We start from the raw sequence: 20,786 nt of genomic DNA, 5'->3' as shown, positions 1-20,786 counted from the left end.
GTTCATTTCGTTGAAATGGCCAAAGTCATACGATGTCTTATGTTGTGATCAATGTGTTACATGATGTAACATTTCTCAAGAAATATGGCTATAGGCCATTACTTATATTTTTCATTGGATGCGTCTAGCCAAGGTATTTCAGAAGGTGAGAGGCCTATAGCGTTGTGAGCGCAATGGGCAAAAAAGCGAGGAGTTCGCCCCATCAAGTTTGAAGGCGAGCAGGGCACATAGCTTGTACGTTTGTGATGTTGTACGACGTCTTGCTCGAGGTTCACATCAGCGGCGATGGAGGCTGGACACAGGCCCTTTACCTGGCGTTACGCGGGGCAGGGAAATGCACACATAGCAGGGCTGCTGGACCAGCATCCCGTGAGGATCCACCGATGAACTGGCTCAATGACGCAAAATTATCAACCAAACTGATCACCTCGTTTTTCCTCTGTGCGTTGATCACGCTCGCCGTGGGCATGCTTGGCGTCAGCGGTGTTTCCGCGCTGTCGACACGCCTGCAGGGGGTGTTCAACAACAACCTGGTCTCGGTCGCCAACACGTCGCAGACCAAGACCAAGGCGGTCGGCCAGACGCGCGACATGTACCGGCTGTATGTCGCTACCGCCGGCAACGCGCCGCAGAGCCTGAAGGATGAGTTTCTCGCCTCGATGAAAGCCAACCAGTTGGCCAGCGAACAGGCTTTTGCCGCTTACCGTAAAGGGAACCTGGCTGAAGACGAGCGCCTGGCCGGTGACCAGATGGCCCGCGATTGGCCGGTCTACCAGGCCATGGTGCAGCAGTATGTGGCGATGATGGCGGCTGGCGACCTGGAGAACGGTCGCACTCTGTTGCTGGGCGATCTGCAGAAGACCTATCGCAAGGTGATGGACCAGTTGACCATCATGATCGACTCCAATGACCGCCAGATCGGCGAAGACGCCAAGGCCGCGACGCTGCAGGAGACGACGGCCAAGACTGTGTTGTACAGCGGCATCGTCGTGGCCTTTATTGCCGCGCTGCTGTTGGGCGTGTTTATCAGCCGTCTGATCAGTCGACCGATCGCCGCGGCGGTCGATTGTGCCCAACGCATCGCCCAAGGCGACCTGACCCAGCACATCAGCAGCCGCAGTCGCGACGAGGCTGGCCAGTTGCTCAAGGCCCTGGGCGATATGCAGGCGAGCTTGAAGACCACCATCCAGCAGATCGCCAGCGCTTCGGACCAGTTGGCTTCCGCCGCCGAGGAGCTGACGGCCGTCACCGATGATGGCAGTCGTGCATTGACCCGGCAGAATGACGAAATCCAGCAGGCCGCCACGGCCGTGACCGAGATGACTTCGGCAGTTGAGGAAGTAGCCCGCAATGCGGTCTCCACTTCTCAGGCTTCGCAATCGACCAGTTCACAAGCCAGCAATGGGCGTGATCAGGCCCGTAGTGCGGTGCAGGCGATCAACACTGCAACCCTGGAAATCACCTCGTCCACCGGGCTGGTCAGGGATCTGGCGGTGCAAGTCCGTGATATCGGCAAGGTGCTGGATGTGATCCGTGGGATCGCTGAGCAAACCAACCTGTTGGCGCTCAACGCGGCCATCGAGGCCGCCCGCGCCGGGGAGCAGGGTCGCGGCTTCGCCGTGGTGGCCGACGAGGTTCGAGCCTTGGCGGCGCGCACCCAGGCGTCCACTGGTGAAATCGAGAGCATGATCCACGCAGTCCAGGATCGGGCTGACAGCGCGGTCGATGCCATGGGCAAGAGTCAGGCGCTGGTGACCGAGACCCAGAGCCTGGCCCGGGCCACTGGCGAGGCTCTGGAGCAGATCGCCGACGGCATTTCGCAGATCAATGACCGTAACCTGGTGATTGCCACGGCTTCGGAGGAGCAGGCCCATGTGGCACGGGAGGTCGATCGCAACCTGGTGAATATCCAGGATCTCTCGACCCAGACCGCAGCTGGGGCGAACCAGACCAATGCGTCGAGCCAGGAGCTGTCTAACCTGGCCCTGTCATTCAATACCCTGGTCGGCCGTTTCCGTCTCTGACCCCTTGGGTTGAATACGCCTGGGCTGATGCCAGGCGTATGGCCCGAAGGTGCTTACTCCTGTGCTGGAACCAATCGCGCTTCCAGCTCCGCGACCTTGGCCTCCAGGCTTTCAAGCCGTGCCCGGGTTCGGGCCAGCACGACCATCTGGCTGTCGAATTCTTCCCGGCTCACCAAGTCCAGTTTGCTGAACCCACTTTGCAGCAGGGCCTTGAACTGGCTTTCGATTTCGCTTTTGGGTAGCGGGGTGTCGCCGCTCAATAGGCGGGAGGCGTGGCCGCTCAGGGCGTCGAGGAGGTCTTTGGGCGCAAGCATGTGCAGTGTCCTGAAAACGATGGCGGGCAGTGTACCACGCAGTGTCTATAGTCAATTGGCAAGCAAGGATGCACGCTTTTCGCGCACTGGGTCGGACGATGGCGCACTGTTGTTGTGCGTATCGCTGCGGTTCGTGGTGCGAAGCAAGCGGGTACGGTGGGTAAGAGACTGAAATCAGAGGGTTTGGGTACAGGTGGCAAGGTTTCTGCTTAGACGCTGATGACCCATGCACTGATGCAGTCGTTGTGACGAATGCAGTGCAGCAGGCGGAGCGGGGAGCTTCGTCAGGAACGGTTAGCTGGCACCTGTCGGGCAACTTGGGCCGACGATGCGTTACAAAGCCAGGCACTGCGCTTAGACTTGAGTCGGGTTTGTTTTCCTGGGGCAAGTCCACCAATTCGGGAGAAAGTTTCATGAAGCTAGTCACTGCCATCATCAAGCCGTTCAAGTTGGACGACGTGCGCGAGTCGTTGTCCGAGATCGGCGTGCAGGGCATTACCGTTACTGAGGTCAAAGGCTTCGGTCGGCAGAAGGGTCACACCGAGCTGTATCGCGGCGCGGAATACGTGGTCGACTTCCTGCCCAAGGTGAAGATCGATGTCGCCATTGACGACAAGGATCTCGACCGGGTGATCGAGGCGATCACCAAGGCCGCCAACACCGGCAAGATTGGTGACGGAAAGATCTTTGTGGTCAATCTGGAACAGGCTATTCGCATCCGTACCGGCGAAACCGATACCGACGCTATCTAAGCCGCCAAACCCAACGCCCCAGGAGAAAACAATATGACTCTGCGTAAATTCGCAGGGCTAGGAGCCCTGTTGTCCTTCGCAATGCCTGGCCTGGCCATGGCAGAAGAAGCGGCAGCCCCAGTCCTGAACTCCGGCGACACCGCCTGGATGCTGACTGCTACGATTCTTGTGCTGTTCATGACCATTCCCGGCCTGGCGCTGTTCTATGGCGGCATGGTTCGCTCGAAAAACCTTCTTTCCGTGATGATGCAGTGCTTCGCCATTACCGGTCTGATCAGCATCCTGTGGGTCATTTATGGCTACAGCATCGCGTTCGACACCACGGGTATGGAGCAGGGCGTCGTCAACTTCAACTCCTTTGTCGGCGGCCTGGGCAAAGCGTTCCTGGCGGGCGTCACCCCGTCCAGCCTGACCGGCCCGGCAGCGCTGTTCCCTGAAGCCGTGTTCATCACGTTCCAGATGACCTTCGCCATCATCACTCCGGCGCTGATCGTCGGTGCGTTTGCCGAGCGGATGAAGTTCTCCGCCATGCTGGTCTTCATGGGCGTGTGGTTCACCCTGGTGTATGCACCGATTGCGCACATGGTCTGGTCCGGTAACGGCGGCCTGCTGTGGGACTGGGGCGTGCTGGACTTTGCCGGCGGCACCGTGGTGCACATCAACGCCGGTATCGCTGGCCTGGTGGCGTGCCTGGTGCTGGGCAAGCGCAAAGGCTTCCCGACCACGCCGATGGCCCCGCATAACCTGGGCTACACCCTGATGGGCGCCGCCATGCTGTGGGTCGGCTGGTTCGGCTTCAACGCCGGTTCTGCCGTCGCCGCCAACGGCACCGCCGGCATGGCGATGCTGGTTACCCAGATTGCCACCGCTGCGGCGGCGCTGGGCTGGATGTTTGCCGAGTGGATCACTCACGGCAAGCCAAGCGCACTGGGCATCGCCTCGGGCGTGGTAGCGGGTCTGGTTGCGATCACTCCGGCAGCCGGCACCGTGGGCCCGATGGGCGCCCTGGTCATCGGCCTGGCGGCGGGCGTGGTGTGCTTCTTCTGCGCCACCACCCTCAAGCGCAAACTTGGCTATGACGATTCCCTGGATGCCTTCGGCGTGCATGGCATTGGCGGTATCCTCGGCGCGATCCTGACCGGTGTATTCGCTGCGCCGGCCCTGGGTGGCTTCGGCACCGTGACCGATATCGGTGCGCAAGTGTGGATTCAATTCAAGGGCGTGGGGTTCACGGTGGTCTACACCGCGATCGTCACCTTCATCATCCTCAAGGTGCTGGACGCCGTCATGGGTCTGCGTGTTTCCGAGGAAGAAGAAGCCGTGGGCCTGGACCTGGCCCAGCACAACGAGCGTGGCTACAACCTGTAAGCACGCGCGATAAAAAAATGCCCGGTTCGCCGGGCATTTTTTTGTCTGGGATTTGTCAGTGCTCACAGGGAGTGCTGGTTTTTCCGACGTCTTTTGTTATGTATGCGACATGGGTTTTTCTACGGCCAAAGGCTTACATGGAGGCAGGCGCATTAGGCCCTTTGTTTTTTCCCAGAGCGCGCTAGAATGCGCGCCGAACGTGCGGAGATCTGTATGTGGCAACAGACGCTGATAACCCTGCGGGCAAGGCCCCGGGGCTTTCATCTGGTGACGGACGAGTTACTCGCCGGCCTGCCTGAACTCCAGGTATGTCGTGTCGGTCTGTTGCATCTGTGGCTGCAGCATACCTCGGCCTCGTTGACCATCAACGAGAACGCCGATCCGGCGGTACGTCGAGACTTCGAACGATTTTTCAATCGGCTGATCCCACAAGGAACCGTCGATTATGAGCACAACGACGAAGGCCTGGACGACCTCCCGGCGCACTTCAAGGCCAGCGTGCTTGGTTGCCAGCTCAGCCTGCCGGTCACGGCAGGACGGCTGGCCCTGGGGACCTGGCAAGGTGTCTATCTGGGCGAGCACCGTGATCATGGCGGTGCTCGTAAAGTCCTCGCCACCTTGTACGGTGAAGGGGCATAACCGCTGATTGCCGGCGGATGTTGAATTTTTTCTGGCAGCCTTCGACAGATGGCGAAGCTGGGCTATAACTAATCTGCTTTTCGCAAGTCATGAGGTAGAACATGAGCGACGATGATCTGGAAAACGACGACCTCGAAGTAGGTGACGAAGACGAGGCTGAAGAAGGCCTGGAAGCGGCGGCTGAAGACGTTGCCGATGATGAGGCCGATGTACCGGTCCCCACCGCCAAAGGCAAGGCCAAGGCGGCGGTATCGGTCGACGAGTTGCCGAGCGTAGAGGCCAAGAACAAGGAGCGTGATGCGCTCGCCAAGGCCATGGAGGAATTCCTGGCCAGGGGTGGAAAGGTGCAGGAAGTGGAGGCCAACGTGGTCGCTGATCCGCCCAAGAAGCCTGACAACAAGTACGGCAGTCGCCCTATCTGAGCTTCTGCTTCTTGCTTGCTGGAAAAGCCCGCCGTCGCTGCGGGCTTTTTCATGGGCTGGATAAAGTTTTCAGGCTAAGCGCCGTCCCTGTGGGAGCGAACTTGCTCGCTCCCACAAAGGGTTTTTGGCGGCTACAGAGCAGGGGTTCAGGGCTGGCTGTGCCATCCCGCCAGCAATCCTGGGAGCTCCGTCAGGCTGCGAATCTCTGCGTCCGGCGCATGGTCGGCGTCCCAGGCCTTGCCTGCCGGGTTGAACCACACCGCGCGCAGGCCGGCCTGTTGGGCGCCGGCGATGTCATCGCCCGGATGATCGCCAATGTGCACGGCGGTTTGCGCCGTGGCGCCGCCGCGCTGCAAGGCTTCGTGAAACAGCCGGGCGTCAGGTTTGGCGATGCCGATGTCTTCGGCGCACAGGGCGAACTTGAAATAATCCGCCAACCCCAGGCGGCGCACATCGGCGTTGCCATTGGTGACCACGCCGAGGGCGAAATGGTTGGCCAGGATTTCCAGGGTGGGCTGTACCTCGGGAAAGATCTCCAGTTGATGGCGGGCGTGCAGGAACGTTTCGAATGCCTGGTCCGCCAGCTCCGAGGCTTGCCACTGGTCATAGCCGGCTTCCTGCAATGCCCGGAACAGCACCCGCCGGCGCAACGCACTGATGCGGTGCTTCAGGCCAGGCTCTTCGCGCAGCACTTGCTCGCGAATAGAGAACAGGTGCTCCACCGGCACGCCGCCCAGGTTCGGTGCGTTGTCGGTCAACCACTGGCGTAATACGGCTTCGGCGCTGGCGATCACCGGGGCGGTGTCCCACAGGGTGTCGTCGAGGTCGAAGGTGATGAGCTCGATGGTCATGATTCGTCGCCCTTGATACGTTTGGCCCTGGGGTGGGCACTGTCATAGACCGTCGCCAGGTGCTGGAAGTCCAGGTGGGTATAGATCTGTGTGGTCTTGATGTCCGAGTGGCCGAGCAGCTCCTGGACGGCGCGCAGGTCCTGGGACGACTCCAGCAGATGGCTGGCGAAGGAATGCCTGAGCATGTGTGGGTGCAGGTTCTGCCCCAGTTCGCGTTCGCCAGCCGCCTTGACTCGTACCTGGATCGCCCGTGGACCGAGGCGCCGCCCCTGTTGGCTGACGAACACCGCGTCGTCGGCAGGGTTGGTGAGCGCCCGCAGCGGCAGCCACAGCTCCAGGGCTTCGCGGGCCTTGCGGCCGATGGGTAGCAGGCGGGTCTTGCTGCCTTTGCCGAGCACTTGGACCATGCCGTCGGCCAGGTCCAGTTGATCCAGGTTCAGCCCTGTCAGCTCCGAAAGCCGTAGGCCGGAAGAATAGAACAGTTCGAGAATCGCCTGGTCTCGGCGCGCCAGGAAATCATCCTCGACGGCGCCTTCAAGCAGTTGCAGGGCGCGATCGGTGTCGAGGGTTTTCGGCAAGCGGCGTTCGCCCTTGGGCGGTGCCAGGCCAGTGGCTGGATCGTGATCGCAGAGGCCTTCGCGGTTGAGGTAGTGGTACAAGCCGCGCACCGCCGACAACAATCGCGCCAGGCTGCGGGAGGATTGCCCCTGTTGATGCAGGCGTGCAATCAGGCTGCGCAGACGCTGGATGTCCAGCGCCGACCAACTGTCGATGCTCTGCTTCTGGCACCAGCCCAGGACTTTTTCCAGATCGCGGCGATAGGCCGACAGCGTGTGGGGCGACACCTGGCGCTCACTGCGCAAGTGTTCGCAGTAGGCGTCCAGTTGCCGTTCCATCCTCAGCGTACCGAGCGCAGAGAGCCGGCAACCCGTGGCAGTACCCGGCCGGTGACCTCGGCGATGTAGCTCAGGAACAGCGTGCCCACCGAACTCTTGTAGTGCTGCGGATCGCGGCTGGCGATAGCCAGCACGCCATGCACGCCCTGGTGGACTATGGCGACGACGGCGGTGGAGCCGATCTGCTTGCGCTGTTCTTCGCCGAACAGGAAGTCCAGTTCATGCTCGCGCAGGCTGCCACTGACGCTTTTGTTTTCCGTGAGCAGGCCGCCGATGGCGGTCTGTGCATCGGCGTGAGTCACCCAGCGGCCCACCGGCATGGCGTTGTCACCGAACAGGATCAGGCTGACGAAAGGCACCTGGAAATCCTGGCGCAGGCTGTCTTCGACGCTCATCACCAGGTCTTCGAGGGTACTGGCGTCCATCAGGGCCAGGATCAACCGTCGGGTCTTGTCGAAGAGCCGATCATTGTCGCGGGCCACGTCCATCAGGTGGGAAAGACGATGGCGCATCTCGATGTTGCGCTCGCGCAGGATTTTCATCTGGTGTTCCACCAGCGACACGGTGTCGCCGCGCCGGTGGGGGATGCGCATCGCCGCAAGCAGTTCTTCGTGCGCGACGAAGAAGTCCGGATGGGCCTCCAGGTACGCGGCTACGGCTGCGGCGTCCGGAAGCGGGCTCGGGGATTCGTCGGGCTGTGGGGCTGGAACCTGTGGCTGGTCGGTCATGGGTTTGGCTCACTCAAAGACGAACTTGTCCTTCGTATACGCGTACTGCCGGGCCGGTCATCATCACCGGTTGGCCAGGGCCTGCCCATTCGATGGACAGGCGCCCGCCCGGAAGGTCGATCAACAATGGCGAATCCATCCACCCCTGACTGATCGCCGCGACGGCGGCGGCGCAGGCGCCGGTACCGCAGGCCTGGGTTTCCCCGGCACCGCGCTCCCAGACGCGCAATTGCGCACGGTGACGATCGATGACCTGCAGGAAACCGACATTCACCCGCGCGGGGAAGCGCGGATGATGTTCTATTTTCGGCCCCAGTTCATGCACCGGCGCGCTGTTGATGTCGGTGACCCGCAGCACGGCGTGGGGGTTGCCCATGGACACTGCTGCCACTTCCACCGTATCGCCATCGACTTCCAATGGATAGCTCAAGGCCTGGGCCGGCGCTTGGAATGGAATGTCCGCCGGTACCAAGCGTGGAGCGCCCATGTTGACGCCGATCTGGCCGTCGCTACGCACATCCAGTTCGATGATGCCGCTTTTGGTCTCGACGCGAATCTGCCGCTTGGCGGTCAGGCGCTTGTCCAGTACGAAGCGGGCAAAGCAGCGCGCGCCATTACCGCATTGCTCTACTTCCGAACCGTCGGCGTTGAAGATCCGGTAGCGGAAATCCACGTCCGGGTTGTTGGGTGCCTCGACGATCAGCAGTTGGTCGAAACCGATACCGGTGTGCCGATCCCCCCATTGCTTGGCGTGCTTGGGCAGGATGTGCGCGTGCTGGCTGACCAGGTCAAGGACCATGAAATCATTGCCCAGGCCGTGCATCTTGGTAAAACGCAGCAGCATGGTTTTACTCCGGCAGCAGGCTTTCGCCGGCAAACAACTCGGCTACCGTCTCGCGGCGACGCACTTCGAATGCCTGATCACCGTCCACCAGCACCTCGGCGCAACGGCCGCGGGTGTTGTAGTTGGAACTCATGACAAACCCATAGGCACCGGCTGAATGCACAGCCAGCAGATCGCCTTCTTCCAGCGCCAGCTCCCGGCCCTTGGCCAGGAAGTCGCCGGTTTCGCAGATCGGCCCGACGATGTCATAGCTGCGGGCGGCGGTGTTGCGAGGGCGTACCGCGGTCACGTCCATCCAGGCCTGGTACAGCGCCGGGCGGATCAGGTCGTTCATGGCCGCGTCGACGATGGCGAAATCCTTGTGCTCGGTGTGCTTGAGGTATTCGACCTGGGTCAGCAGCACGCCGGCATTGGCGACGATGTAGCGGCCCGGTTCGAACATCAGCGCCAGGTCACGCCCTTCGAGGCGCTCGCGCACTGCCTTGATGTAGTCGGCCACCAGGGGCGGCTCTTCGTCGCGGTAGCGCACGCCGACACCGCCACCCAAATCGATATGACGCAGGTAGATGCCACAGTCGCCGAGGCGGTCGACCAGTGCCAGCAGGCGGTCGAGGGCATCGATGAAGGGTTCCAGGGTGGTCAGTTGCGAGCCAATGTGGCAATCGACGCCCAATACTTCCAGGTTCGGCAGTTGGGCGGCGCGCACGTACACGTCTTCGGCGTCGGCAATGGCGATGCCGAACTTGTTTTCCTTGAGACCGGTGGAGATGTACGGATGGGTGCCGGCGTCGACGTCCGGGTTCACGCGCAGGGAGATCGGCGCGCGGACACCCAGCTCGGCGGCGACGACTTGCAGGCGCTCCAGCTCATCGGTGGATTCGATGTTGAAGCAGTGCACACCGACTTCCAGGGCACGGCGCATGTCTTCGCGGGTCTTGCCGACACCGGAGAACACGATCTTGTCGGCGCTGCCGCCAGCAGCCAATACGCGTTCGAGCTCACCGCCGGAGACGATGTCGAAGCCGGCGCCCAGGCGCGCCAGGACATTGAGCACACCCAGGTTGGAGTTGGCTTTTACGGCGAAGCACACCAGGTGCGGCATGCCGGCGAGGGCATCGGCGAAAGTCCGGTACTGGGCTTCGATATGGGCGCGGGAATAGACATAGGTCGGCGTGCCGAAACGTTCGGCGATCGCGGACAGGGCAACCCCTTCCGCGAACAGCTCCCCGCCACGGTAGTTAAAAGCGTCCATGGCGTTCCCTTAGTAAGTGGTGTGGGTGTCGTGCGCGTGGGATTTGGCTTGCGACGACTTGGCCTGCTCTTCAGGGGACTTGCTGTCATCAGGCAGGTACAGCGGACCTTTTTGACCACAGGCTGTCACAAGGCAGGCAACCGCGACGAGCGCAGCAAGGGAAGAGATCAGGCGCTTCATGGCGAAATCCTTGAAAATGCGTTAATTGCGCCGGAGTATACCGGCCACCCGGCAGATTGCCTATGCAACGGGGCTCCCGTCCGACCGGCCACCCGGCATTTGGCGGCGCCGGTAGTCGTCGGTCGGTATATCCTTTGCAATCATCGAGACGCGCCCGTATCTTGCGGCGCTTGAGCATGAGCAGACATTTTCGAGGTTGCCGCAATGAGTTTGACTGAAGCCCGTTTCCACGATCTGGTCGATAGCACCCAGCAGACGTTGGAGGATGTGTTTGACGAAAGTGGCCTGGATATCGACCTGGAAAGCTCCGCCGGAGTGCTGACCGTCAAGTTCGAGAACGGCTCCCAGTTGATCTTCAGTCGCCAGGAGCCGTTGCGGCAGTTGTGGCTGGCGGCGGTGTCCGGTGGATTCCACTTCGACTACGACGAGGAAAGCGAGCGCTGGATGTGCGACAAGAGCGAAGAGCAGCTGGGCGAGATGCTCGAGCGCATCGTCATGCAGCAGGCTGATGTCGAACTCGATTTCGAAGGCCTTTGATCGCGTGAGCCAGACCGTGCCGGCGCGGCCGCCCAAGCCGCTCTACAGTAATGTCAGCCCGGCGGTGCCGTCGCCGTGTACCAGCGTGTGCAAGCTGGACGAGCAGAGAGTCTGCCTCGGCTGTTTCCGTCATGTGGAGGACATCCGCGAATGGCGCTCGGCCGATGATGAGCGTCGGCGGGTCATCTGTGCCGAGGCGCTCAAGCGCCAATTCCGGTAGGAGCTGCCGAAGGCTGCGATCTTTTGATTTTGATCTTTGGGGGCTTTCGCTTAGTACTCAATTGTCTGGGGCAAGATCGCAGCCTCGTTGCACTCGTCAGCTCCTACTGTTAGTGTCCGGCTACGCCTCAACTCATCGAGGCCCGTGAAAACCCCGCCTTTTTGTGGCGGGGTTTTGCTTTTTTTGTGCAGAAGAAAGGAGTCTGCCAGGATCATGACCGCACCTACCATCACCCTTACCCGTCTGGACGTACAGCGTCTGGAGCGCCTGATCGACAGCCTTGATGAAACGCTGCCGGGCGTGATTGCGTTGCAAACCGAGCTGGATCGCGCCGAGAACGTGGTGGGCCACGATGAAGTGCCCGCCGATGTCGTGACCATGAACTCGCGTGTGCACTGCCGCGAAGAAAGCAGTGGCAAGGACTATCACTTGACCCTGGTCTACCCACAGGACGCGAATGCCGATGAAGGCCGGATCTCGATCCTCGCCCCGGTGGGCAGCGCTTTGCTGGGTTTGAAGGTCGGCCAGCATATCGACTGGCCAGCCCCGGGCGGCAAGACGTTGAAGCTGACGTTGCTGGGCGTGGAGTACCAGCCTGAAGCGGGCGGCGACTTCCACCTCTGAACCCGTCAGACCAAGGCCAGCGCCTCGTTCAGCGCGCTTTCCAGGTCGGCCTTGTAGCGCAGGTACAAATTACTTGAACAGGCGCTGTCACCTACCAGGCCGGAGAGGTCCAGGTCGGTGATGTAGCAGCGATAGCGTTGGGTCTCACGGCGTTGCCCGACAATCTCCCTGGCGACCACGCTGAACAACTGGTCGCCATGCTCCAATTCCGAAAACTCCTGCTGATCGCAATACAGGGTGACGTGCACCTGGCCGTGCGCGGCTTTGCCAATGATTGCCTGTACGTCGTAGAACGGTTTGTTCACCGGCGTCTGCGGTGCCTGCCGCGCTTCGATCCGCCGTGCTCGTCCACTGCCTGAGGGCAGAAGCTGGTAATACAGGGTTTCCAGGGGCAGCGGCTGGGTGGCATCCATCGGCAACAGCGCGTCGCGGCGGTATAGCACCGATTGCAAAAAGCGCTGCAGGGGAACCAGCAGGCTGTGTTCGTCGTGATAAGGCAGGCGCTGTTGCCACAAGGCGTTAAGCTCATCGAGCACGTATAGCTCGGCCTCGTGCTCGCTGACCCGGTAGAACACCTGGATGCACTCGGGCTGGCCCATGGGCAGGACCAGCGCCAGGTCGTGGTCTTCCAGGGCCATCGGGTCCAGCTGCAGCGGGCTATAGGCCGTCAGTTCCTCGCCGAGGTAATCGATCAGCGCCGACAGGCTGCCAAGCGCCACGTGATTGACCTGGCCGGGCATCAGTTCCAGCACGTGATAGTGCTGCTGGACCTGTAGCAGATAGCGGTAATTGAGCCGGCTCAACAGCAGGGTCTGGGCCGTTTCGAAGACTTCTTCGACCCGTCGCGCAATGAACTGGGCGCGGTTGTGGCAGAAGCAGCGTACCCGCAAGCGCGGCTGGCGCTGTGTGGCGGGCAAATCGTTGAGGTAGTCGCGCAGGCAATCGAGCAGGGCGTGCTCACCGTCGAAACGGTTGACCAATACTTCGTTCCAGCTGTTGAGCGTGACCTGGTCGAGGGTCAGTACCAGATTCTCCCGCACCCCGGCGTAGCTCAGGGAGTCGGTACGCTCGGTGGTCATCAGGATATTCAGGTCGCGGTGATGCTTGAGCGGGTCGACGCCGACGTTTACCAGGATCAGCACTTCGCTGGGGACGCTGGCGCGCAGCAACTGCTCTTCATCCACCGTGACCAGGGGCAGGGCGACGGACTGTTGCAGGCTGCCCAGCAGATTGAACAGCTCGAACTCGCTCAGGTCGCTTTCCCCGGGATGCAGCGCCAGGCGCGTGCTGCTGTCGATCACGCCGTTGCGATGGCTCCAGGTCAGCAGCTCCAACAGCTCGCGGCTGCGCTTGATTGGCGCGAAGTTCTCCCACTCCAGGGCGTTGAGGCTGCCGTTATACAAGCCCCACTGGTTCTGCCCCGGCTCTTTCTTGTTGGGTGACTGGACCAGGGTCAGGGTGTCTTCGGCCAAGTCCGGGGCAATGCCGGGGTTGATGAACTCGACCTTGTCGGCCTTGCGTTCGAAGGCGGCATACAGCCGCCTGCCAAGCACGTTGAGGTCGCGCCTGTTGATCAGGCTGACGGTTTTCTCGGTGCGGGCAAACTGGGTCAGGAAGCGGTAGCTGTAGGTCAGTTCATTGACCAGCGCCCGGCGTTCGTGGCTGACCTGGCGCACCTTCCATTGGCTGCGACTGTCCAGCAGCGCCAGTTGACGCTGGTCCCAGCCCCATTCCCGGGCCAGGCGTTCGAGCAATACCCGTTGCCAGCCGCCGCTGCGCGCCGTCTGGCCGGTGAGTTTGCGATTGACCTTCAAGTACAGCGCCCGGCGGATCAACTCCAGGCGTTCGGGTTCACCCCGGGTGTTGAGGTATTCCTCGAGGCGGCGATAAACCACCATGTACGGGTCCAGCTCTTCCAAGTCCAGGCGATTGGCAAACACGGCCTGTTTGAAGCGCAGGCTCAGGCAGCGCACGTTAGGGTGTTCGCTGGCATATACCTCGGTCAGCAGCAGCTTGAGCACCGACTTGTAGGGCGATTCGATGCCTTTGAACAGCTGCCAGAGCCCAGCGCCGATGAATTCCCCGGCCGGGATGTAGGCCAGGTGCCCCAGGTCCAGGGTTTCATCCGCGCGGATGAAACGCTTGGAGATCAGGGTATGAATGTATTGTTCATAGTTGTCTTCTTCGTAGACTGGTACCAGCCACCAGATGGGCGTGCGCCCGGCCAGCCAGATCGCGGTTCGGTAGAACTCGTCCAGCAACAGGTAATGCTGGGTCGTGCCGCAATCGTCGGAACTGAGCTGGTTGTCCCGTTCGCCCCGTACGAAACGTGCCGGGTCGATCAGGAAAAAGTGTGCCTCGGCGCCCTGGGTCGCGGCCCAGGCCTCCAGCAGTTGGCATTTCTTACGCAGCTCGTCCAGTTCCTCGTCGCTCAGGTCCGGACCGTGGCAGACCCACACATCCATGTCGCTCTGATCGGCCTGGGCCAGCGTGCCGAGGCTGCCCATCAAGAACAGGCCGAGAATCGGGCGCGGCGGGTTGCTGCCGTGGCGTGGTTTGTAAGAAAACGAACGGGTCAGTCGCTGGGCTTCGGCCAGGACGCTGGCGTCAGGCTCATAATTCGACAACCCGGCAGGCGTGCTGCCCGAGACGTAGCCGGGCAACAGTGGATGGTTGACGTGGAAAAACAGCGGTAGCAGCGTCAACACGCTTTGCTGGCGGGTCGACAGGCCTTCCAGGGCACGTTCCATCCGCACACTGTTGAGCTTGAGAAAACGTGCACGCAACTGGCTCAGGACCTTGCGGTCGATTCCCTCGTCCAGATCGGGGCGTATTTCGTGATTGCGGGTCATGTCAGCTCAAACCGGCTCGCGGCGTCGAACGTGGGAGATCACAGGTAATGGCAGTTTAGCGTCCGAGCTACAGAATTCTTAAGCTGAAAGTCGGCTTTTGACGTCAGAATCTTTTCGCAGGGCGCCTGCGGAAATCTCGATGAAGGAGATTTCCGTGGGCGGCAGGGGAGAGTCAGGCGGTTTCTTGAACGCTGAGTATCGTCAGAACGGTTTGTATGTTTTGTGCGGCATCGCGCCCCAGGCTGGTCAGATAACCACCGTCGGGTTGGTCGATCAGTTCTTTCTCGTACAGGCGTTGGGCGGCGGCAATGGCTTTCGGGGCAGCGGTCTGATGAATTTTCAGGCCTTCCTGGGAACTGTCCAGGTTGAAGAGTGCAAGGATTTCCAGTTCGGCAACCAGCTCAGGGGTAAGCGACATAAGGACTCCAGACTTTCTAGGAATTTGGACGACAGCGTCACTAAGGTGAGCGCACTCGGCCGGGCTGTCCAGTGTCAGTGGCATGCTTTTTTTGTTTAAAGCGATTCTTTTGTGGCGAGCGAGCTTGCTCCTGCGCGGCTGCGCAGCAGTCGTCAAGCTATTGGGGCCGCTTCGCGCCCCAGCGGGAGCAAGCTCCCTCGCCACAAGAGCGGTTCAGTTCTTTTCCGGCGGCAACTCAGGCAAGGCGCGCAAGGCGGCTTCGTACCACTGGGTATTGAACGGGCGATCTTCTTCCAGGATCGCATCGATCTCCACCGCCAGCACATGGGCCATCAGGTTGAGAATGTCTTCGCGCTCATAACCCACCAGGGTCAGCTTGTTGAACGTGGCCTTGGCCGCTGGCGGGTTATCGTTTTCGATCTGGTTTTCGATGGCCTGGATCAGCGTGTTCTCGACGAATTCTTCTTCGTCGCTGTCGATGTCGGTTGGCTCGCTCATGGCAGGCTCCTGTGAGAAAGGCCGCCAGTTTACCTGCATTCAGCGACCTGATGCGCCTGGCAAGAAATGCCTCGACGGTCTATAACCCAAGGCTGCCAACCCCACACGGCCTGGAGGCATGGGTAATGCTCAAGCTTTATGGTTTCTCTGTCAGTAATTATTACAACATGGTCAAGCTGGCACTGCTGGAGAAGGGCCTGCCCTTCGAAGAAGTGCCGTTCTACCCCAACCAGACCCCCGAAGCGCTGGCCATCAGCCCTCGCGGGAAGGTGCCGGTGTTGAAAACCGAACAAGGGTTTGTCAACGAAACCAGCGTGATCCTCGAATACATCGAGCAAACCCAGCCAGACAAGGCCCTGCTGCCCAGTGACCCGTTCGAGCGCGCCCGGGTCTTGGCCTTGTGCAGGGAAATCGAGCTATACATTGAGCTGCCAGGGCGGGCCTGCTACGGCGAGGCATTTTTCGGCATGTCAGTGGCTGAGGCCATCAAGGAAAAGACCAGGGCCGAATTGCTGCTGGGGGTCGCCTCGCTTGGCAGGCACGGCAAATTCTCGCCCTACGTGGCGGGCGATAACTTGAGTATTGCTGATCTGTATTTCTTCTACAGCGTATCGCTGGCCCGCCAAGTAGGCAGGAAGCTGTTCGATATCGACCTGCTGGCAGACATGCCGGCGGCCCAAGCGCTGATGGAAAGGTTGGAGCAAAACCCGCACGTGCAGCGGATTGCGGCGGACAGGGAAGCGGCGATGCCGGCATTTTTGGCGATGATCGCGGCCAAGAAGTGAGTTTTGTAGTGTTCTGAAGGACGCTTTCGCGAGCAAGCCCGCTCCCACATTGGATCTTTATCTGTTCACAAATGTGTGACCACTGAAGATCCTGTGGGAGAGAGCTTGCTCGCGAAGCCTTTAGCTTTTAGCGACTGGCGAGCAACGCCTGGCCGCGCACCACGGCAGCTTTGACCTGCGCCGGTGCCGTGCCGCCAATGTGGTCGCGGGCATTGACCGAACCTTCCAGGGTCAGCACCGCGAACACGTCCTGTTCGATCTGGTCGCTGAACTTGCGCAGCTCGTCCAGGCTCATTTCCGCCAGGTCCTTGCCACTGTCCACGCCGTACTTAACGGCATGGCCGACGATCTCGTGGCAGTCGCGGAACGGTAGGCCACGGCGTACCAGGTAATCGGCCAGGTCGGTGGCGGTGGAGAAGCCGCGCAGGGCCGCTTCGCGCATCACAGCGTGCTTGGGCTTGATGGCCGGGATCATGTCGGCGAAGGCACGCAGCGAGTCGCGCAAGGTGTCGGCGGCGTCGAACAGCGGTTCCTTGTCTTCCTGGTTGTCCTTGTTGTAGGCCAGCGGCTGGCCTTTCATCAGGGTCAACAGGCCCATCAGGGCGCCGAACACCCGACCGCTCTTGCCCCGAACCAGCTCCGGCACGTCGGGGTTTTTCTTTTGCGGCATGATCGAGCTGCCGGTGCAGAAGCGGTCCGGCAGGTCAATGAATTGGAATTGCGCGCTGGTCCACAGCACCAGTTCTTCGGAGAAGCGTGACAGGTGCATCATCGCGATGCTCGCGGCGGCGCAGAATTCAATGGCGAAATCACGGTCAGACACGTTATCCAGCGAGTTGCCGCCCACGGCGTCGAAGCCCAGCAGTTGCGCGGTGTATTCGCGATCGATCGGGTACGTGGTGCCTGCCAACGCGGCGCTGCCCAGGGGCATGCGGTTGGTGCGCTTGCGGCAGTCGACCAGGCGTTCGTAATCGCGGCTGAGCATTTCGAACCAAGCCAGCATGTGATGCCCAAACGTTACAGGTTGAGCGGTTTGCAGGTGGGTAAAGCCCGGCATGATGCTCTCGGCCTCACGCTCGGCTTGCTCCAGCAGGCCTTTTTGCAGGCGGGTGATCTCGGCCAGGATCAGGTCGATTTCATCGCGCAGCCACAAGCGGATGTCGGTGGCTACCTGGTCGTTGCGGCTGCGACCGGTGTGCAGCTTCTTGCCGGTTACGCCGATGCGATCGGTCAGGCGTGCTTCGATGTTCATGTGCACGTCTTCAAGGTCGACGCGCCAGTCGAACTGGCCGGCCTCGATTTCACCCTGGATGGTCTTCAGGCCATCGATGATGCTGTCGCGCTCGGCATCGGTCAGTACGCCGACCTTGGCCAGCATGGTGGCGTGGGCGATCGAACCCATGATGTCGTGGCGATACAGGCGCTGGTCGAAGTTGACGGAGGCGGTGAAGCGGGCGACGAAGGCGTCGACGGGTTCACTGAAGCGGCCGCCCCAGGACTGATTGGTCTTGTCAGTGCTCATGAATTCGCTCGTGATCGGCTGAAGAAAAAATAGCGGTTAAAGGCTGCGGCGGATGATAGCAGGGTTGTCGGGGCTGGCGCTGGCACTGGTCGGCAGGTTTTTTGTCCACAACCCGAGCATTTAATGAGGCTTTTTGCGCAACGATATTTTCCGATTGAGCAATATCGTCGCGGCAACCGTCTACAGTGGACGGTAGGACTTTTGCTTTTTCCATCCATGGCGCATCGGACGAACAGAAAAAGGGGGGAGCTCATAGTGGTCAGGTCGAGTGTTAACAATCCCTACGGCGACGCCGTGCGACAACAGGCCTCGAGCATCTATCGGCAGGCGCTGGTAAAGATAGGCAACCGCCTCGCGGCACTTTTTGGCCCTCGAGCGAGTCTTAGCGTGGATCGCGGTGACGGATGTCACTTCCCCTGTCTACGCTATCCTTGTGCGAGACTCACGCAGGAATCCAGCGCAATATGAATGTCCTGATCGTTGATGACGAACCACTGGCCCGTGAGCGCCTGAGCCGAATGGTCGGCGAACTCGAGGGTTACAGTGTCCTGGAGCCGAGCGCCACCAATGGCGAAGAGGCATTGGCCCTTATTGACAGCCACAAGCCGGATATCGTGCTGCTCGATATTCGCATGCCGGGCCTGGATGGCTTGCAGGTCGCGGCGAAGCTGTGTGAGCGAGAGTCGCCGCCCGCCGTGGTGTTCTGTACCTCTCGGGACGACTTTGCGCCCGAACTCCTGCAGGCCGGCGCGGTGGGCTATCTGGTCAAGCCGATCTCTGCCGAGGCGCTGGTTGAAGCCTTGCGCAAGGCTGAGCGGCCCAACCGGGTGCAACTGGCGGCGCTGACCCGTCCGGCAGCCGAAAGTGGCAGCGGCCCGCGCAGCCACATCAGTGCGCGTACCCGCAAAGGCATTGAACTGATCCCGTTGAACCAGGTGGTCTACTTCATTGCCGACCATAAATACGTGACCTTGCGCCATGAGAGTGGCGAGGTTCTGCTGGACGAGCCGCTCAAGGCCCTTGAAGACGAGTTCGGCGAGCGGTTTGTGCGCATCCACCGCAACGCCCTCGTGGCCCGAGAGCGAATCGAGCGTTTGCAACGCACGCCCCTGGGACACTTCCAGCTGTTTCTCAAAGGCCTCAATGGCGATGCCTTGATTGTCAGTCGGCGCCATGTGGCAGGTGTGCGCAAGATGATGCAGCAGCTTTAGCTCAGCGCTGATCGCACTTGCACACTTCATTCCAGGACATTGACGGCCAGGGAGGCCTTGGGGTCGTGATTCAAATCAAAGCGGTTTTGACTGAGCTGTTATTATCCGCCGTATCTTTTAAGTACGGATTGATCCATGTCCCCTCGCGAGATTCGCATCGCCACCCGTAAAAGTGCCCTGGCCCTCTGGCAGGCCGAGTACGTCAAAGCCCGTCTGGAAGCTGCCCACCCCGGCCTGATCGTGACGCTGGTGCCCATGGTCAGTCGTGGCGACAAGCTGCTGGACTCGCCGCTGTCGAAAATCGGCGGCAAGGGCCTGTTCGTCAAGGAACTGGAAACCGCGCTGCTGGACCAGCAAGCCGACATTGCCGTGCATTCGATGAAAGACGTGCCCATGGACTTCCCCGAAGGCCTGGGCCTGTTTTGCATCTGCGAACGCGAAGATCCGCGCGATGCCTTCGTCTCCAATACGTTTTCCAGCCTTGAAGCTCTGCCAGCCGGGAGTGTGGTCGGCACCTCCAGCCTGCGCCGTCAGGCCCAGTTGCTGACCCGCCGTCCGGATCTGCAAATCCGTTTCCTGCGCGGCAACGTCAACACTCGCCTGGCCAAGCTTGACGCCGGTGAGTACGACGCGATCATCCTCGCCGCCGCTGGCCTGATACGCCTGGGCTTCGAAGCGCGCATCACCTCGGCCATCAGCGTCGACGACAGCCTGCCGGCTGGTGGTCAGGGCGCGGTGGGCATCGAGTGTCGCAGCGCCGACAGCGATATTCAGGCCCTGCTGGCACCTCTGCACCATGAAGACACCGCCACGCGGGTGTTCGCCGAGCGAGCCCTCAACAAACATCTCAATGGCGGTTGCCAGGTGCCCATCGCCTGTTACGCCGTGCTGGAAGGCGAGCAGGTCTGGTTGCGTGGCCTGGTGGGCGATCCGAACGGTGGCCGGCTGCTCAGCGCCGAGGCCCGGGCGCCGCGTCGCGATGCCGAGGCGTTGGGTGTACGCGTGGCCGAAGAGCTGCTCGGCCAGGGCGCCGATGAGATTCTCAAGGCGGTCTACGGCGAGGCCGGCCACGCGTGACGGGCTGGCGACTGCTGCTCACCCGGCCGGCGGACGAGTCGGCGGCGCTGGCGGCTGTCCTGGCTGAAGCGGGGATCTTCAGCAGTAGCTTGCCGTTGCTGGACATCGAGCCGATCCCGGTGTCCGATGCCGAGCAGGCGATCCTGCGAAGGCTGGACCAGTACTGTGCGGTGATCGTGGTCAGCAAACCCGCCGCACGCCTGTGTGTCGAGCTGCTGCGTCAATACTGGCCCCAGCCTCCAGACCAACCTTGGTTCAGCGTGGGCGCGGCGACCGGACAGATCCTCGCTGATGCCGGCCTCACTGTGTTTTATCCCGACAACGGCGATGACAGCGAAGCCTTGCTGGAACACTTGGTGCTGCGCCAGGCGGTCGCGCGGCCCGATCCCAAGGTTTTGATCGTGCGGGGCGAGGGCGGACGTGGCTTGCTGGCAGAGCGTTTGCGCGAGCAAGGTGCTAGTGTCGATTATCTGGAATTGTACCGACGCGGCCTGCCGCACTATCGCGAAGGTGAGTTGCCAGCGAGGGTTGCGGCGGAACGCTTGAACGCCCTGGTGGTCAGCAGTGGGCAGAGCTTCGAGCATTTGCAGCGGCTGGCTGGCGACGCGTGGCCCGCTCTGGCGCGGTTACCGTTGTTTGTTCCAAGCCCGAGGGTTGCCGAGATGGCGCGTGCCGCCGGAGCCCGAACAGTTGTGGATTGCCGTGGCGCCAGTGCCGCGGCTTTGCTGGCGGCGTTACGGGAACAATCCGTGCCGTTTTCTAATGCAAAGGA

General features: G+C 61.2%; 23 protein-coding genes and 1 pseudogene. 12 read left to right on the top strand and 12 right to left on the bottom strand.

What is annotated here, in order from left to right:
* The first annotated feature begins 383 nt into the window (after positions 1-383).
* Positions 384-2,024: a methyl-accepting chemotaxis protein gene (locus J9870_RS28330; RefSeq protein WP_210641996.1), complete on the top strand. Its 1,641-nt coding sequence runs from the start codon at positions 384-386 to the stop codon at positions 2,022-2,024.
* 53 nt (positions 2,025-2,077) lie between these two features.
* Here the strand turns inward: J9870_RS28330 and J9870_RS28325 are convergent, their stop codons facing one another.
* Positions 2,078-2,338: an accessory factor UbiK family protein gene (locus J9870_RS28325; RefSeq protein WP_063323829.1), complete on the bottom strand. Its 261-nt coding sequence runs from the start codon at positions 2,336-2,338 to the stop codon at positions 2,078-2,080.
* Between the two features lie 413 nt (positions 2,339-2,751).
* Between J9870_RS28325 and glnK the strand changes: the two genes are divergently transcribed.
* The 4 genes from glnK to sutA all read left to right on the top strand — a co-directional run bounded on the left by glnK (position 2,752) and on the right by sutA (position 5,519).
* The gene (gene glnK, locus J9870_RS28320; protein ID WP_002555808.1) at positions 2,752-3,090 is read left to right on the top strand and encodes a P-II family nitrogen regulator; all 339 of its coding nucleotides are present in this window, start codon (positions 2,752-2,754) and stop codon (positions 3,088-3,090) included.
* A 33-nt stretch (positions 3,091-3,123) separates the two neighbouring features.
* A complete protein-coding gene (locus J9870_RS28315; RefSeq protein ID WP_210641995.1) occupies positions 3,124-4,458 on the top strand; it encodes an ammonium transporter in 1,335 nt (444 codons plus the stop codon).
* A gap of 213 nt (positions 4,459-4,671) precedes the next feature.
* Positions 4,672-5,097: a secondary thiamine-phosphate synthase enzyme YjbQ gene (locus J9870_RS28310; RefSeq protein WP_210641994.1), complete on the top strand. Its 426-nt coding sequence runs from the start codon at positions 4,672-4,674 to the stop codon at positions 5,095-5,097.
* A 101-nt stretch (positions 5,098-5,198) separates the two neighbouring features.
* Complete coding sequence (sutA, locus tag J9870_RS28305; RefSeq protein WP_210641993.1) at positions 5,199-5,519, top strand: transcriptional regulator SutA; 321 nt, start codon at positions 5,199-5,201, stop codon at positions 5,517-5,519.
* 146 nt (positions 5,520-5,665) lie between these two features.
* Here sutA and J9870_RS28300 read toward each other — a convergent pair whose 3' ends face one another.
* The 6 genes from J9870_RS28300 to J9870_RS28275 are packed head-to-tail and all read right to left on the bottom strand — an operon-like array spanning position 5,666 to position 10,270.
* Complete coding sequence (locus J9870_RS28300; protein WP_210641992.1) at positions 5,666-6,370, bottom strand: HAD-IA family hydrolase; 705 nt, start codon at positions 6,368-6,370, stop codon at positions 5,666-5,668.
* The gene (gene xerC, locus J9870_RS28295; protein WP_210641991.1) at positions 6,367-7,266 is read right to left on the bottom strand and encodes a tyrosine recombinase XerC; all 900 of its coding nucleotides are present in this window, start codon (positions 7,264-7,266) and stop codon (positions 6,367-6,369) included. The genes J9870_RS28300 and xerC overlap by 4 nt, the downstream gene beginning before the upstream one ends.
* A 2-nt stretch (positions 7,267-7,268) precedes the next feature.
* Positions 7,269-7,994, bottom strand: a complete 726-nt coding sequence (locus J9870_RS28290; RefSeq protein WP_210641990.1) for a DUF484 family protein — start codon at positions 7,992-7,994, stop codon at positions 7,269-7,271.
* 13 nt (positions 7,995-8,007) lie between these two features.
* Entirely contained in the window at positions 8,008-8,838 is an 831-nt protein-coding gene (gene dapF, locus J9870_RS28285; RefSeq protein WP_210641989.1) for a diaminopimelate epimerase, read from the bottom strand.
* Between the two features lie 4 nt (positions 8,839-8,842).
* The gene (gene lysA, locus J9870_RS28280) at positions 8,843-10,090 is read right to left on the bottom strand and encodes a diaminopimelate decarboxylase (RefSeq protein ID WP_210641988.1); all 1,248 of its coding nucleotides are present in this window, start codon (positions 10,088-10,090) and stop codon (positions 8,843-8,845) included.
* A gap of 9 nt (positions 10,091-10,099) precedes the next feature.
* Entirely contained in the window at positions 10,100-10,270 is a 171-nt protein-coding gene (locus J9870_RS28275; protein WP_109752655.1) for a lipoprotein, read from the bottom strand.
* 204 nt (positions 10,271-10,474) lie between these two features.
* On the opposite strand from J9870_RS28275, the gene cyaY reads away from it, so the two are divergent.
* The 3 genes from cyaY (at position 10,475) to rnk (ending at position 11,651) form a co-directional block, all read left to right on the top strand.
* Positions 10,475-10,807: an iron donor protein CyaY gene (gene cyaY / locus J9870_RS28270; RefSeq protein WP_210641987.1), complete on the top strand. Its 333-nt coding sequence runs from the start codon at positions 10,475-10,477 to the stop codon at positions 10,805-10,807.
* Positions 10,808-10,811: 4 nt separating this feature from the next.
* Positions 10,812-11,027 carry a DUF1289 domain-containing protein gene (locus J9870_RS28265; RefSeq protein WP_210645456.1) on the top strand — a complete coding sequence of 72 codons (216 nt, stop codon included), beginning with the start codon at positions 10,812-10,814 and terminating at the stop codon, positions 11,025-11,027.
* Between the two features lie 213 nt (positions 11,028-11,240).
* Positions 11,241-11,651 carry a nucleoside diphosphate kinase regulator gene (gene rnk, locus J9870_RS28260; protein ID WP_210641986.1) on the top strand — a complete coding sequence of 137 codons (411 nt, stop codon included), beginning with the start codon at positions 11,241-11,243 and terminating at the stop codon, positions 11,649-11,651.
* A 5-nt stretch (positions 11,652-11,656) separates the two neighbouring features.
* Here rnk and J9870_RS28255 read toward each other — a convergent pair whose 3' ends face one another.
* The 3 genes from J9870_RS28255 to J9870_RS28245 all read right to left on the bottom strand — a co-directional run bounded on the left by J9870_RS28255 (position 11,657) and on the right by J9870_RS28245 (position 15,419).
* Positions 11,657-14,503, bottom strand: coding sequence for a class I adenylate cyclase (locus J9870_RS28255; protein ID WP_210641985.1), 2,847 nt, complete (start codon positions 14,501-14,503; stop codon positions 11,657-11,659).
* Between the two features lie 172 nt (positions 14,504-14,675).
* Positions 14,676-14,921 carry a TIGR02647 family protein gene (locus J9870_RS28250; RefSeq protein WP_210641984.1) on the bottom strand — a complete coding sequence of 82 codons (246 nt, stop codon included), beginning with the start codon at positions 14,919-14,921 and terminating at the stop codon, positions 14,676-14,678.
* A gap of 213 nt (positions 14,922-15,134) precedes the next feature.
* Positions 15,135-15,419 (bottom strand): hypothetical protein, encoded by a 285-nt coding sequence (locus tag J9870_RS28245; RefSeq protein WP_210641983.1) that lies wholly within the window; start codon positions 15,417-15,419, stop codon positions 15,135-15,137.
* A 125-nt stretch (positions 15,420-15,544) separates the two neighbouring features.
* On the opposite strand from J9870_RS28245, the gene J9870_RS28240 reads away from it, so the two are divergent.
* Positions 15,545-16,204, top strand: coding sequence for a glutathione S-transferase (locus J9870_RS28240; RefSeq protein WP_210641982.1), 660 nt, complete (start codon positions 15,545-15,547; stop codon positions 16,202-16,204).
* A 127-nt stretch (positions 16,205-16,331) separates the two neighbouring features.
* Here J9870_RS28240 and argH read toward each other — a convergent pair whose 3' ends face one another.
* Both argH and J9870_RS28230 read right to left on the bottom strand, forming a co-directional pair.
* On the bottom strand, positions 16,332-17,726 hold the full coding sequence (gene argH, locus J9870_RS28235; protein WP_025216090.1) for an argininosuccinate lyase: 1,395 nt from the start codon (positions 17,724-17,726) through the stop codon (positions 16,332-16,334).
* Positions 17,716-17,940 (bottom strand): hypothetical protein, encoded by a 225-nt coding sequence (locus J9870_RS28230; protein ID WP_210641981.1) that lies wholly within the window; start codon positions 17,938-17,940, stop codon positions 17,716-17,718. The genes argH and J9870_RS28230 overlap by 11 nt, the downstream gene beginning before the upstream one ends.
* 250 nt (positions 17,941-18,190) lie before the next feature.
* On the opposite strand from J9870_RS28230, the gene J9870_RS28225 reads away from it, so the two are divergent.
* The 3 genes and pseudogenes from J9870_RS28225 to J9870_RS29640 form a co-directional block, all read left to right on the top strand.
* Entirely contained in the window at positions 18,191-18,937 is a 747-nt protein-coding gene (locus J9870_RS28225; protein WP_210641980.1) for a LytTR family DNA-binding domain-containing protein, read from the top strand.
* A gap of 135 nt (positions 18,938-19,072) precedes the next feature.
* A complete protein-coding gene (hemC, locus tag J9870_RS28220; RefSeq protein ID WP_210641979.1) occupies positions 19,073-20,014 on the top strand; it encodes a hydroxymethylbilane synthase in 942 nt (313 codons plus the stop codon).
* Positions 20,011-20,709 (top strand): annotated as a pseudogene (locus J9870_RS29640) (uroporphyrinogen-III synthase); the annotation flags it as partial. The gene hemC and the pseudogene J9870_RS29640, both read left to right, overlap by 4 nt.
* Positions 20,710-20,786: the final 77 nt, after the last annotated feature.

It is taken from the genome of Pseudomonas sp. Tri1 (assembly GCF_017968885.1).
Classification (GTDB): domain Bacteria; phylum Pseudomonadota; class Gammaproteobacteria; order Pseudomonadales; family Pseudomonadaceae; genus Aquipseudomonas.
This window is presented reverse-complemented; position numbering and strand designations above follow the sequence as displayed.

Coding starts and splice junctions, on each gene's coding strand:
- J9870_RS28330 (WP_210641996.1), top strand. CDS start 384: ATGAACTGGCTCAATGACGCAAAATTATCAACCAAACTGATCACCTCG.
- J9870_RS28325 (WP_063323829.1), bottom strand. CDS start 2,338: ATGCTTGCGCCCAAAGACCTCCTCGACGCCCTGAGCGGCCACGCCTCC.
- glnK (WP_002555808.1), top strand. CDS start 2,752: ATGAAGCTAGTCACTGCCATCATCAAGCCGTTCAAGTTGGACGACGTG.
- J9870_RS28315 (WP_210641995.1), top strand. CDS start 3,124: ATGACTCTGCGTAAATTCGCAGGGCTAGGAGCCCTGTTGTCCTTCGCA.
- J9870_RS28310 (WP_210641994.1), top strand. CDS start 4,672: ATGTGGCAACAGACGCTGATAACCCTGCGGGCAAGGCCCCGGGGCTTT.
- sutA (WP_210641993.1), top strand. CDS start 5,199: ATGAGCGACGATGATCTGGAAAACGACGACCTCGAAGTAGGTGACGAA.
- J9870_RS28300 (WP_210641992.1), bottom strand. CDS start 6,370: ATGACCATCGAGCTCATCACCTTCGACCTCGACGACACCCTGTGGGAC.
- xerC (WP_210641991.1), bottom strand. CDS start 7,266: ATGGAACGGCAACTGGACGCCTACTGCGAACACTTGCGCAGTGAGCGC.
- J9870_RS28290 (WP_210641990.1), bottom strand. CDS start 7,994: ATGACCGACCAGCCACAGGTTCCAGCCCCACAGCCCGACGAATCCCCG.
- dapF (WP_210641989.1), bottom strand. CDS start 8,838: ATGCTGCTGCGTTTTACCAAGATGCACGGCCTGGGCAATGATTTCATG.
- lysA (WP_210641988.1), bottom strand. CDS start 10,090: ATGGACGCTTTTAACTACCGTGGCGGGGAGCTGTTCGCGGAAGGGGTT.
- J9870_RS28275 (WP_109752655.1), bottom strand. CDS start 10,270: ATGAAGCGCCTGATCTCTTCCCTTGCTGCGCTCGTCGCGGTTGCCTGC.
- cyaY (WP_210641987.1), top strand. CDS start 10,475: ATGAGTTTGACTGAAGCCCGTTTCCACGATCTGGTCGATAGCACCCAG.
- rnk (WP_210641986.1), top strand. CDS start 11,241: ATGACCGCACCTACCATCACCCTTACCCGTCTGGACGTACAGCGTCTG.
- J9870_RS28255 (WP_210641985.1), bottom strand. CDS start 14,503: ATGACCCGCAATCACGAAATACGCCCCGATCTGGACGAGGGAATCGAC.
- J9870_RS28250 (WP_210641984.1), bottom strand. CDS start 14,921: ATGTCGCTTACCCCTGAGCTGGTTGCCGAACTGGAAATCCTTGCACTC.
- J9870_RS28245 (WP_210641983.1), bottom strand. CDS start 15,419: ATGAGCGAGCCAACCGACATCGACAGCGACGAAGAAGAATTCGTCGAG.
- J9870_RS28240 (WP_210641982.1), top strand. CDS start 15,545: ATGCTCAAGCTTTATGGTTTCTCTGTCAGTAATTATTACAACATGGTC.
- argH (WP_025216090.1), bottom strand. CDS start 17,726: ATGAGCACTGACAAGACCAATCAGTCCTGGGGCGGCCGCTTCAGTGAA.
- J9870_RS28230 (WP_210641981.1), bottom strand. CDS start 17,940: ATGGAAAAAGCAAAAGTCCTACCGTCCACTGTAGACGGTTGCCGCGAC.
- J9870_RS28225 (WP_210641980.1), top strand. CDS start 18,191: ATGAATGTCCTGATCGTTGATGACGAACCACTGGCCCGTGAGCGCCTG.
- hemC (WP_210641979.1), top strand. CDS start 19,073: ATGTCCCCTCGCGAGATTCGCATCGCCACCCGTAAAAGTGCCCTGGCC.